This is a genomic window from Chitinophaga sp. (assembly GCF_036569185.1).
GTDB lineage: Bacteria > Bacteroidota > Bacteroidia > Chitinophagales > Chitinophagaceae > Chitinophaga.
The window spans coordinates 19550-31839 of the sequence record NZ_DATCRD010000010.1; the positions used below are offsets into that span (position 1 = coordinate 19550).

Sequence of the window (12290 nt, forward strand, 5' to 3'; positions counted from 1 at the left end):
TAGGATTAATTTGGTTTCAGAAATCGAATTCCTGTATGAATTGATTATTACGTTGCCATAAGGGGGAACGTCTTTCATTTAGTTAAACAGTTCCATCAGCTTTGCTTCCAACTCTTTTCCATGGAGATCCCTGGCAACAATTACCCCTTTGTTATCGATCAGAAAATTCCTGGGAATAGCTTTAATCTGATATTTTTTAGTAACGGGAGAATCAAATCCCTTCAGGTCCGCCAGGTTTGTCCAGGTATAGCCATCCTTCTCTATTGCCTTTTTCCAGGCAGCAGCATCTGTATCGAGAGAAACGCCAATTACTCCCAGTCCTTTGGCCCTATACCTGGCATAAAGCGGAACAAGCGCTTTTGCCTGCATTCTGCATGGCGAACACCAACTGGCCCAGAAGTCGATGAATGTATACCTGTTGCCGGAGATGATTGTTTTGGTGTAGATTTTTTTTCCTTTTACATCCGGCAGCGTAAAGTCCTCATACTGTACTGCTTCCTGTATACCCGGTACTGGTTCCACTTTTTCTTTTTCAGCAGTAACACCAACACCGTTAGCATCATTTACAATCAGCGTATACTCCTTTGATGAAGGAGGAAGACACATTTGATTATTGCATGCCATGTACCTGATCCGAAAATGCAATACTGTCTTCTCATCTGCCCTGAGTTTGATAGTTTGTGAAAACGTAACCCCCTTCGCATAATAAGCCACAGCTTCCCCGTTAGAAGATACTGCTCCTTTTTCCTCCATCTCTCCTATCAACTGAACATTCGGGTTTTCTCCCCATGTAATGGTAGTAGGCATTCCCATTCCACCATCATAAGACTGTGGATAAATATGAAACGGCTCGTTGATAGTCGCCACGAAGGCAATCTTATACGTGAGTGGCGCTATGGAGTCACTGCGGAATTTCCACGAAACGGGGTGGTTATCCTGCGCAATGCCGGACAAAGCTACCAGGCTGGTCAATATCAAAAAAATCACGCTTCTCATAAATACTTTTTGTGGAGCAAAAGCCACATTCGTTCTAAATCGGGTTATTATCAATTGCATTACCCTTTATACCTGGATTTTGTGATCTCCACCATGGACTTCAGTTTATAATACTCCCTGTCTGTAGAACCGGCGTAACCAGAACTAAAGAATCTTATATTACCCAATGGGTCAAATATGATTTTAGTGGGCGTTCCCTGTACATCAAAGAACTTGTTTTCTTCATCCTGTAAAACATCGAGGGTGATCCCTTTTTTCTTCACGAAAGATTTCACGGTAGCGCTGTCTTCAAACAGGCTTACCACAAACATTTGAAATGCCTCTTTTTTATAGTCTGCCACCACGCGATCAAATCCGCTGAAGGCAGCTACGCATGGGGTACATCCGGTAGACCAGAAATCAAGGGCCAGCACTTTGTTCTTATAATCCTTCAGATGAACCATCTTTCCATCCAGGTCCGGCAGCGATACCTCTTTTACAGGTTTTGTGGCGTGAAAAAGCGTAAACATTTTACCATCTCCTCCCTGGCTGGGTATTGCACCGTCGAGCGTTGTTTTCGGTGATGCTATGTACGTCTTTTCCACTTCCTTATAACAGTGATGGTATGCTTCATCCTTCAGGGATTTAAGATATTCCTCAAATCCTTTTTCGCTACCTTTTACCTTTTTATACACCAACCTGAATGTATTAACCATCACCGGGTTTGACTCCGCTTCCCTGAATGCTTTACTCAAGGTATCGAATGCCACCTGGTACTTACCGGCAGCAAGCATCACTACGCCATACCGGTTCAGGTAATTGGATTTTGCATCTTTGAAATAATGCATTTCGCGCATACCGTCTTTTACTTCTGAAGATTTCGCCAATAACTGTAACGCCTTCTCTGTATTTCCCAGTTGGGCATTAGTTGCAGCATTTATCTCCAAAACGGACTGCGTTCTGCCAATTCCATCTTTCAATGCTCCTGTGTTCAGATCTTCCAATATCCCGGCTGACACCTTTTCCACTTCGCGCGGATTGGTATTTGCATCAAAGAGGTTGTCCAGCGCATAAGTCAGATACAGGAATTGAAGTACGTTGAATTTCGGACTGGTGTTTTTATAATACCAATAACGTTCAAAGTTTCCTTTGGTAAGCCATCCCATAGCCAGCTGCGCGCGGTATTCCTCATACGTAGATGGTCTGGCAGGGTCTATTGGATCTGCTTTCAGCATTTCATTGTATTGCTTCTCCTGGTCTTCCACGTTTACTATTGCAGTAAAATCCTTAAAGTTATACTTCGCGGATGGCGATTGCTGCGCGAAGACGGAACCGGAAATCAGCAACAGCAAGATTAACTTTTTCATTTTCATCAGTATTAAAAATTTTAAATTATTACGATTGAAATTTCCTCGTAAATGTGGCACAACTGCATGTTGTCCGTTCTATTCATTTTCCACTAATCCCCTGTTCTCGGCCAGCATCCTTTCCCCGAACTTCAGGGCAAATCTCGTGGGCGTGAGCGTATAGGTTGCTACCACGTTACCGGCGTCGTCATAAAGTTTATGTGTGTACTTAACCGTATTGCTGTAAACCGGGTCCACTGAAAGCCGGCGCATATCCCACCAGCGCATGCCGGAGGTGGCGAATTCACGAATACGTTCATCAAGGATATAGCGAACCAATGCTTCTTTGCTTGCCGCTATATTTGCGGGTACCGTTGCGATATTGGCAGGCATTCTTTTAGACCGCAGCATTTCGAGAGCGCTCTTTGCCCCTGCAAGGTCGCCTGCCCTTGCTTTAAGCTCTGCGCGCATCAGGTAGAGATCAGGTAATGAAGGGCCGATTTCCAACCCGGAAAAAAGTGATGCGGAGTAGCGTCTCATTCCCCCCGGAAAGGTTTTATCGGGATTGAACATTTCCATTCCTGAATATAGTTCGAGGCGTTTATCTGCCGGATCATATAAGGCAGCCGTTTCCGGGGAAAACACATAGGTATTGGCCTGTTGCAGTTGAAAATTAATCATACTGAGATTGTATATCACCTGTGTATTATTGGCAGCCAATGGATAATTTGAAAGTCCGAAACCGAAGTCGGGAAACCATGAATTATCGTTATCGGGATCAAGCACTACGTTATAATCATATAACGTGAGCGGTACTGCAGCTTTGCCAAGCTCCGCGAATGCAGCATCCACATGTGTGCTGGCCTCATTGAACTTTGCCATATACAGATAAGCACGGGCCAATATAAATTCTGCCGCCAGCCTGGAAAATTTCCGTCTGTGCGTTAATGGGCCAAGGTCTGGCAAGGCATCTGTTAAATCCTTTATGATAAAATCATAACATTCCTGTACAGAAGCCCGTACAAATGTTGTTTGGGTTACATCTGCCTTTGTAAGCAGCGGCACCCCTAAATCCGTAGCAGCAGTAGCTGCATTATAAGGCAACGAAAAATCATTCAGAAAATAAAGATGGCAAAGCGCCCGTCCCACCTTAGCCTCCGCGAGGATGGCACGTTTTTGCTGATCGGTTCCACCCTCTGACTGCATTACTTCGTTTATGACCTTATTAAAGGTATAAATGTTGGTCAGTGGCCATGTTTCATTGGGAAGCTGATCTTCATCGTATACCCTTGCTTCAAACCTGAACAGTCTTTGCGTTCTGATCTGGGCTGCATCCATGTAGGTTGCCTGGGCTGCCATTTCATCGCCCATATACAAAGACGGAGGATAGGAAACCTGCAGGCTCACTGCATTCATTAATTGCTCGTAGTCCAGCGTCGTTTTTGCCACACGGGAGCCTTTGGGTTCAATTTCCAAAAAGTCTTTGGAGCATGAAGTCTGAAGCATCAACGATATAAACAGAATGGGTAATAATACGCTATGAATAGATTTCATTATCTTAAGCAGGTTTAATTAAAGAGTAAGGTGTGCGCCAACTGTGAATGTACCTTGTCCTATACGGATATTTCTGGCACTCGCAGACGATTGAAACGCCGGGTCAACCCCATAGCGGTTCTGCTGAAACTCCGGATCAATCCCATAGCGGTTCTTCTTCCAGAGCATGAGATTGGATACCTGTGCCCTGATAGTCAATCCTTCTGCATGCAGTCTCCGGACCAACGTCTTACCTACATCATAGGAAAGTGTGATCTCCCTGATCTTTGCATAAGACGCGTCAAATGAATTCAGGTTGGAGTAGGTGTAGTACCAGATATTTCTGCCGTTGTCGATGGTAGAGTTATAGGCATACCTGGGAATATTGGTTTTATTTTCATCCCCCGGCGCCTTCCAGCGATTAGCAAATTCAGGTTGAAGCGTGTTCTGATAAAGGGGATCCTGCCAAAAATTATTAAAATCACGGAACAATACATGTCCTAAGTTAAAGCTGATATTAATTCCCAATTGAAACCGCCTGTAATAAAATGTGTTGAATAATCCACCTGTCGCAATAGGTTGAGAAGTTCCCGCCAAATGAACGTCTTCCGGCTTGGAGCCATTTTTATCAGACAGTATTTTTCCGTCGGCCTGGATGATCTGTGGATCTCCTGCAGCATTAAGCCCGCCATTGATGAATTCAAATACAGCGTATGCAGGTTTACCTTCCACGAAGGGTGTTCCAATCATTCCTGTACCGGTTGTGATGGCGGTTGCTGTTGCCATCCTTGTTATCTTATTTTTGTTGTACGAGAAGTTCAGGACCGTATTCCAGTTGAAATCCCGGGAAATGACATTCAGTGAAGTCAGACTAAACTCAAACCCTTTATTTTCGAGATCTCCGTAATTACCGATAACAGTTGCATATCCGGTCAGCGGTGCCGTCATCAATGAGCCGATCAGGTTACTGGTCTTTTTTATATATCCGTCTATCGAACCGCCCAATCTGCCGCCGAGCACTGTAAAGTCCAGCCCTGCGTTATAAACGGTGGTTCCCTCCCAGGTAAGCTTGTCGTTACCGGGAGTTCCGATAACCAAACCAACTCCGGTTACATAGTTTACGTTCGATGAGGATTGCAGGATATCGAATGATGCTGCCTGGGCAGGCTTGGGTGCATTACCTGTTATGCCATAGGTGAATCTCAGGTGGAGCCGGTCCAGCCATGTAAATGATTTCATGAAGTCTTCCCTGTTCATCAACCATTTACCGCCTATGCTATAAACGGGCCTGTTCTGAGCAGATTTGGCAAGGCCGAATAAATTGCTCTCATCAATCCTCCAACTCGCATTCAGTGCATACTTCCATTGGTACATGTATCCCAATGTAGAATAGTAAGAGGTGGTTCTTGCGATAGCTCCTTCTCCTCCACCCACATTATTTGATCGTAACACTCTTCCCAGCTGGCCGGATACCGTTCCGGTAATCCCCTTCATGAGCGTATCAATATTTACCGGGCGGGAAACCTGCAACTGATCATCCCATCCATAGTAGGTAGCGGATGATGTCAATGGTGTGGAACTTGTAGCTTCCTGTCCTGCCATTACCGTCAGCTGGTGCGGATCCCAGTTCCGATCAAATATCAGCTGATTTCTTACCGTCCAGTTTTTCTGAGACGCATTGTTTACATAGAGCATCCCTCCATCCTTTGGCAACCAATACCTGGGTGTGCTGTTTACAGTTGGCGCCTGTGTAAAACCTACCAGCTGGTCCCTTACCGCGTAACTCTCCTGGTACTGAACTGTCCGGTTGTTTCTTGCAAATGTCTGGTAACCGTAAGTACCTTCAAAGCGAAGCCCTTTCAGCAATTGTAATTTTGCGCTTCCCACTACTCTTCCGGCTATATTGCTACTCTTTGAATATCCCCTGTTAAATTCATCAATCGGAACGTAGTCCAGGTTAACCCGGCTCCTGGCAGCATAATCAAGCCTGAGAGAATCGCTGTAATTTCCCAGGAAATTCACTGCCAGCGGATTTCCTGCATTATCGCGGAACCGCTGATAAGGTACGATGGAAACATCCGGGGCCATCACTCCTATACCCAGATTTGAAGTACTTGCTACTGTATTGGTAAGATCAGTGACTACCGATAACTGCAATCTCTTATTGAAATTGAAGTCCTGTCTGATATTCACCTTATACGAATTGTTGCGTTCACCTGGTGTGCTGCTTTGAATACCGGTATAACTCAGCGATCCATAAAAACTGTAAATGTCGCCGCCCCCTGAAAGGGAAACCGTATGATTTGTTGAGGCTGCATTCCTGTAAAAAATACTGGAAATTTCACTCCTGTTATCGATGGCAGCCAAACTATCCAGGGCCTTATTTGCCTGTGCACCGGTGATGAGCCCCCGGTACGCATCATATTGAATCTGCAGGTGCGGGGGAACCGGAGCCAGGGTCTGTACTGTATTCCAGCTATAATAAGGCGCAAATTGAGGAAAGATTTCTTTTGCGGTAGCGATAAAATCCCTGCTATTCATTTTTGGGATATAGGACAGATCCGGTTTTCCCTGGAAATTATAATAACCATCGTAATCGACCCGCAGTTTTTGTCCTGTTTTACCCTTTTTGGTAGTAATAACAATTACCCCATTCGCCGCTTTTGCGCCCCAGATAGAAGCTGCGGAGGCATCTTTCAGAACAGTTATATCCTCAATATCCTGCGGATTGATGTTGGCGATGGGGTTGGAGTTATTCAGAATGTTATTTTTGGATGCATCACTGGTATTGTCACCCGGTAATTCCACGCCGTCCACCACGATCAATGGCGACCTGGTGGAGTTGAGGGAAGTCAGACCCCGAACCAGCAACGGCTCTCCACCCGGCGAATTGTTTACCACCAGGCCGGGTACAAGCCCATCCAGTCTTTGGAGAATATTGGTACTGCTGGATCTGCTGGCAACAGTGCCCATGTCTACTTTTGCTACCGCCCCTGTATTTCGTTCCCTGGTGATATTCTGATAACCTGTAGAAACAATTTCAATAGATCCCAGCTTTTGTTCCGAAGGCACCAGAATAACCGAAATCATTTCTGAATTGTTCACCTTCACCTCTTTTTCATTGAATCCTATGAAGCTTATTATCAGCACTGCGCCTTTTTCCGCTTCTATATGAAACATTCCCTTTTCATCGCTCACTGCTACCACCTGGCTACCTTTAATACGGATAGTAGCCCCGGGCAGAGGATTTTTATCAGAGTCAGTAATTGATCCCGTGATTTTTGTTTTAGACTCCTCAGCAACAGATAAATTTCCATTTTTCCCTGATGCGTCAATATCTCTGCGCATCACTACCACATTACCCTTCTTTATCTCGAAATCAAGTTTCTCCGGTTTCAAAATGGCGGTAAGGAAATCATTTAATGGCATCTGCTGTGCATCGATAGTCACCGGATGCGCATTCTTAATATGTTCATCATTATAAAAAACAGTTGCTCCCGTCTGTTTCTCAATAATTTTAAACACATTACGCAAAGGCTCTTTGTGTAGTTTGGCAGTGATAGATTGCGCCAGCCCTATGGCTTGTGCCTGAACTAAGACAACAGTTAATAAAATAAATGTTAGTTTCATCGTGAACCGTATTTTGGTTGATACCGGACGGCAAGAGAAGCCACGCCAGGCTAATCCGAGCCTCCACGGCTGGTTTAAAGCAGAAAAACGCATACTTTCTAAATAATTTTGGTTGGTTTTGTAGTTGATCCCGAACAAAGTGCTTTATTTACATACCAGATCATTACCGGAAATCCCGGCATGCCTGTTTTTTATTAAGCGGCCTGCTCAATATGTTATCAATAACGCCTGATGAATGATTAGTCAATAGTCATCAGGGAAGTATAATTAATTTCCTGTTTCCTTCCAGTTTGTAGTGAAGTCCCACGTTGCTCAGAAAATACAGCACATCGGTAAAGGGAAGACTCCTCTTAATAGTGCCGCCCAGCTGTACCTTCGGAATTGTTTGCTGATAAATTACTTCGATATCATACCACCTTGCAAGTTGCCGCATAGCCTCCTCCAGCGGAACATCATCAAAGTCAAAGACGCCATTTTTCCAGGCAATAACCGAAACTGCATTTACGTCGTCAAAAACCTGGATAGGCCTGTTTCCGGTGGTAGTAAGCGCCTGTTGTCCGGGCTTGAGCAGTTTGTAGGTTGCCCTTTCTGATCCTTTCATTGCAACCCGTATCGCTCCATCGAGCAGCGTGGTTCGAACGGATTGTTCATTATCATATGCGTTCACGTTAAAACTTGTTCCGAGCACTTCAACAGAAGTTCCGCCGCTAACACTGACCCTGAAAGGAACGGAAGGATTCTGAGCTACCTCCATATACACTTCTCCTGTAACACTAATAAGTCTTTCCTTACCCGTAAATGCTACCGGGTATTTAATGGAGCTTTCCGCGTTCAACCACACGCTGGTTCCATCTGACAATCTAAGCTGGAACTGCTTTCCCTTCGGTGTAGATACTATATTATACTGAACTTCTGAACCTGTTCTTTCGTACTCAAATACCCCATTGGTGACTTTGGCAACTGTTCCTCCCTGTAATGTTATCCGGCCATTTTTAACAGTATCCAAAAGTACCTGTGATCCGTCTGATAAGGTAAGTAAAACGCTACTTTTCCCCTGCTGACCATTTGTTACCGACTGCACAACACCAGTTGGGGTTTCCACTTGTTTTTTGTGATATAAATAATAAATACCAACACCAATGATCAATGCCGCAGAAGACGCTACCGCCCAGCTCCATTTCCGTATGAACGGATTCCTGTGAACAACATGCATATCCTTTCCTGTTTCCTTATCAACAGGGAACTCTCTTCCAGGATAGCGATCCAGGATATTTTTGATCATCGTTTGCTGTTGCGCTTCACTAAAGAGGCCTTCATCCTGTATTTTTTCCCACATGTCCTCCAGCACAGGAATAATTTCCTGTTCAGTAGAAGCCGATTGCAACATATCAATAAGCTCCTGTCTTTCTGCTTCGGTAAACCGGTCATCTGACCATCGTTCCAATAGTTGCTGTAGTCTGCTATTCACAGTCAATCAATTTATCTCAACGGATATGATCTATCTTTATCTTAGGAGAAAACTTCTGTAAAAAAGGGGGTATTCCAATGGAAAAAAAATTTACAATTTTATAATCAGGAACGAAATTATGACTGGCAGGCCATTATTCCGGATGTAATCAACGATAGATGAGGAGGCAATCTGGAGGTATTTTTTTACGGTTTCCCGGCTAATCTGCATTTCCTCTGCTATTTCGGCATATTTTTTCCCTTCTAACCGGGCAAGCATCCAAACCTTCTTTTGCTGCGGCGGGAGCCTGTCTACCGCATTTTTCACCAATATATCGTACGCATCCTTTAAAGAGGCCTCGTCCTGCGCCTCCAGGCCGTCGGCCGCAGTTTGTGTAATTTGATGCCACTCCTCCCGCTTTTTGTACTCTCTGTCGATGTTCTTCAACATCCTGACTGCATGATGCCTCGAGATTACGAATAACCAGGAACGAAAGCTTTCCACTTCTCTCAGCGATTCCCTTGTTAGCCATAGCTGGGTAAAAATTTCCTGTACCACGTCGGAAGCTATATCCTGATCTTTGGTAATCTTGACCAGGTATGTAAAAAGAAGGCCGGAATACGCTTTCACAAGCATAGCAAACGCCTGCTCATCCCCTTCAGAGATCTGCAACAGCAGTTGGCGGTCACTGTTATGTTTAATACCTGACAATTAATAAGTTGATTGATCCGAATTAGCCACAATGTTATTAAAAATTTCACAGAGTTAGTAGTAGCCTTTGGCTCATAACATAATATCTTTCTCCGGCAGATCAGATAGTAATTTCCCGGGCTTAGCTATCAATTGGGTTGCCGGGGCCAGGATGGTATCAATGGGGCTGAACCTGAAACGCTGGCAGATGAAGAGGCCGCCTGCAAGATGGGTATTGCTTTTAGGGTAGCACCTCTGTTCATTATAACGATCTGCTTTCAAATCCTGTGGGGTTGCAGGGACCGTACAGGTTCGGCTCCCGGCCCGGCTGAAGCGTCCATTTTCTTTAATTTCAATCGGTTATGATCAAAGACTGCGTAAAAGCAGGAAGCCTCTTTTCCGATCGATCAAAATAGCCGTTCTTTTCTTCCGCCAATGATTCAACTTCTGTTGCTGATTTGCCGTTCCACTTTTTAAACAGTTCTGCATCTATTCCTCCTGCAATTAATTTCTCCTCCAGACCATCAATTTTTATTTTGAAATTCGACACATTATCTTTAAACTTAACAAGTTGGATAATTACCAATGCTTCAATGGTTTTATTATTAATCTATCGATTATTCTCAAAAAATGTACATCGACCATCATCCATCCGCAGAAGACGTAGAAAAAGTATTTGCACCGTATTATAAAGCTGATATAAAGATATGGAGGGGGTTTTCGGGAAAGATCCAGGTTCGGAAATTTTCCAAATCAGAGGTCATTAAGGATTACAATACGATAGAAAAATACCTGAACATCATTGTGAAAGGTTCAGTAGGTCTGTTTGTATGGAATGGCAACAAGGATATATGCATCAACCTGTTGTATGAACACAGCTTTATGAGCGACTATCTTTCCTTTTTGAACCAGCAGCCCACTATTATTAAAACTGAAGCATTGGAGAATACCGTTCTATGGTCTATCTGTTATAACGATTTGAATGTACTCTATGCAGCAAACAAGGTTGGGCTGCGGATCGGTAAGGCCGTTGCTGAAATTTTATATGTAAGAAAGCAACAACAGCAGATCAATCTTCTGACACAAAATCCCCAGGAGCGATATCTTCAGCTTATTAAAGAACGACCCGAAATATTTCAGCGTACCCCACTTAAAATCGTCGCCTCCTACCTGGGCTTAACAGCAGAGAGTTTAAGCCGCATCCGAAAAAGAGTTACAGAAAGGTAAAACTTACCCAAAGTCAATTTTATATTCCTGCCTTTCTTATAACTTCAGGTCTTTTTATGAAAAGCAAGATCAATATCCAGGCAATTATTTTATTCTATATCATTGCGGTAGCTTTCAGGTTTGGGGCCACTAAGACCCACTTATTGGACCAGGTAAACAACGAGTACCTGAAAATCCTATTGCGCGGCATCGGGCCAACGGTTGGCGCTATCGCAGCTTTTACCCTCTTTCAAATTCCATCAGGGCTTTCTTTAAAAGGAATTTACAAAAATCTCCTGCTGCCTTTTGTGGTATATTGGATCTTGCCGGCCACATTAATCGCATCAGTTTATTATTTACAGAGTGGGCGGTTTCCTATCATATTAATGTTTACCGTTTTAGTATATGGGTTATTGGAAGAAATCGGCTGGCGCGGCTTTTTGCAGCAACAGCTAAAACCACTTCCGAAAATTTATACTATCATCCTGATCACGATCCTTTGGTTTAGCTGGCATCTGAACTTTGATGTAAATACCAATAACCTTATTTTCTTAGGGATCATTTTCCTGGGCACCTGGGGCATCGGGAAAGTATATGATAAAACGGCTTCCCTGCTGGCTGTTGCAGGCGTTCATTCTCTCAACAACTTTTTCCGGAACGGGCTGCATGAAACAGAGCTGTTATTGATCGCTGTATTACTGGTGGTTTGGGTAATGTTTATTATTTGGTATGATAAAAAGAATAAGATCACAGCTGCCCCAAGCCTTAACCAGTGAAATGAACATCGTAAAACCTATATACTTATTACTTGTCTCTCCATTTGCTGTTTATGAAAAAGATTTTTTATTATCTTCCTGATTACATCTTCAGGCATTCTCCGCGCTCAGGGAAAACAGGCCGATGAGGGATTGATCCGTATAAGCCTTAATAACAGAAATAATGGGGATACGGCTCGTCTGACGAGCGCATTTCATAAGCAGGCCGATCTCCGGTTCCGCAATGAAGAAACAGGGAAAGTTGTTATCTGGAGCATCTCCGATTATTTAAGTAAATTCACACTGGGGAAAAAAATTAACGGTACTGGCAAAATCGTTTCTATCGATGTTGCGGGAAGCGCTGCCCAGGCAAAGATTGAGATATATTACCGCGACAGAACTTATGCAGATTATATCAACCTGCTCAGGATAAGCGATAAATGAGTAATTGCCAGCAAGGTGCACCCGCTTTATCCTAACAGCAAATAAATATCATTAAGGATTGCTAAAAGCGGAATTGTCAATGATCCAGATCAGTATAAGCGCGTTAAAGCATATAAATTGAAGCATATACTATGGGTAGAACACAGCATTTTTTTGAATACCAGGCGATGCTTGCCAGCGAATACGCCGACCTCGATCCCCAGCGACTGCTGCGCCTTGGCGCAATGGTTGCCAGGAACGCATTGGCTTCGGTTAAAGTCCCGC

The 12290-nt window shown here is 43.9% G+C and carries 10 protein-coding genes; 3 read left to right on the plus strand and 7 right to left on the minus strand.

What is annotated here, in order from left to right; translation table 11 throughout:
- Positions 1-78 precede the first annotated feature (78 nt).
- The 7 genes from VIM72_RS00765 to VIM72_RS00795 all read right to left on the minus strand — a co-directional run bounded on the left by VIM72_RS00765 (position 79) and on the right by VIM72_RS00795 (position 10207).
- Complete coding sequence (locus VIM72_RS00765; protein ID WP_332000960.1) at positions 79-996, minus strand: TlpA disulfide reductase family protein; 918 nt, start codon at positions 994-996, stop codon at positions 79-81.
- A gap of 59 nt (positions 997-1055) precedes the next feature.
- The gene (locus VIM72_RS00770) at positions 1056-2342 is read right to left on the minus strand and encodes a TlpA disulfide reductase family protein (RefSeq protein WP_332000961.1); all 1287 of its coding nucleotides are present in this window, start codon (positions 2340-2342) and stop codon (positions 1056-1058) included.
- A gap of 78 nt (positions 2343-2420) precedes the next feature.
- Positions 2421-3875 (minus strand): RagB/SusD family nutrient uptake outer membrane protein, encoded by a 1455-nt coding sequence (locus VIM72_RS00775; RefSeq protein WP_332000962.1) that lies wholly within the window; start codon positions 3873-3875, stop codon positions 2421-2423.
- An 18-nt stretch (positions 3876-3893) separates the two neighbouring features.
- Positions 3894-7484: a SusC/RagA family TonB-linked outer membrane protein gene (locus VIM72_RS00780; protein ID WP_332000963.1), complete on the minus strand. Its 3591-nt coding sequence runs from the start codon at positions 7482-7484 to the stop codon at positions 3894-3896.
- 253 nt (positions 7485-7737) lie between these two features.
- A complete protein-coding gene (locus VIM72_RS00785) occupies positions 7738-8952 on the minus strand; it encodes a FecR family protein (RefSeq protein ID WP_332000964.1) in 1215 nt (404 codons plus the stop codon).
- 90 nt (positions 8953-9042) lie between these two features.
- Positions 9043-9642: an RNA polymerase sigma factor gene (locus VIM72_RS00790; RefSeq protein WP_332000965.1), complete on the minus strand. Its 600-nt coding sequence runs from the start codon at positions 9640-9642 to the stop codon at positions 9043-9045.
- 331 nt (positions 9643-9973) lie between these two features.
- Positions 9974-10207: a hypothetical protein gene (locus VIM72_RS00795; protein WP_332000966.1), complete on the minus strand. Its 234-nt coding sequence runs from the start codon at positions 10205-10207 to the stop codon at positions 9974-9976.
- 44 nt (positions 10208-10251) lie between these two features.
- On the opposite strand from VIM72_RS00795, the gene VIM72_RS00800 reads away from it, so the two are divergent.
- The 3 genes from VIM72_RS00800 to VIM72_RS00810 all read left to right on the plus strand — a co-directional run bounded on the left by VIM72_RS00800 (position 10252) and on the right by VIM72_RS00810 (position 12026).
- A complete protein-coding gene (locus VIM72_RS00800) occupies positions 10252-10848 on the plus strand; it encodes a hypothetical protein (RefSeq protein WP_332000967.1) in 597 nt (198 codons plus the stop codon).
- Positions 10849-10904: 56 nt separating this feature from the next.
- Positions 10905-11603: a CPBP family intramembrane glutamic endopeptidase gene (locus tag VIM72_RS00805; protein ID WP_332000968.1), complete on the plus strand. Its 699-nt coding sequence runs from the start codon at positions 10905-10907 to the stop codon at positions 11601-11603.
- Between the two features lie 132 nt (positions 11604-11735).
- Positions 11736-12026: a nuclear transport factor 2 family protein gene (locus VIM72_RS00810; protein WP_332000969.1), complete on the plus strand. Its 291-nt coding sequence runs from the start codon at positions 11736-11738 to the stop codon at positions 12024-12026.
- Positions 12027-12290: the final 264 nt, after the last annotated feature.

Coding starts and splice junctions, on each gene's coding strand:
- VIM72_RS00765 (WP_332000960.1), bottom strand. CDS start 996: ATGAGAAGCGTGATTTTTTTGATATTGACCAGCCTGGTAGCTTTGTCC.
- VIM72_RS00770 (WP_332000961.1), bottom strand. CDS start 2,342: ATGAAAAAGTTAATCTTGCTGTTGCTGATTTCCGGTTCCGTCTTCGCG.
- VIM72_RS00775 (WP_332000962.1), bottom strand. CDS start 3,875: ATGAAATCTATTCATAGCGTATTATTACCCATTCTGTTTATATCGTTG.
- VIM72_RS00780 (WP_332000963.1), bottom strand. CDS start 7,484: ATGAAACTAACATTTATTTTATTAACTGTTGTCTTAGTTCAGGCACAA.
- VIM72_RS00800 (WP_332000967.1), top strand. CDS start 10,252: ATGTACATCGACCATCATCCATCCGCAGAAGACGTAGAAAAAGTATTT.
- VIM72_RS00805 (WP_332000968.1), top strand. CDS start 10,905: ATGAAAAGCAAGATCAATATCCAGGCAATTATTTTATTCTATATCATT.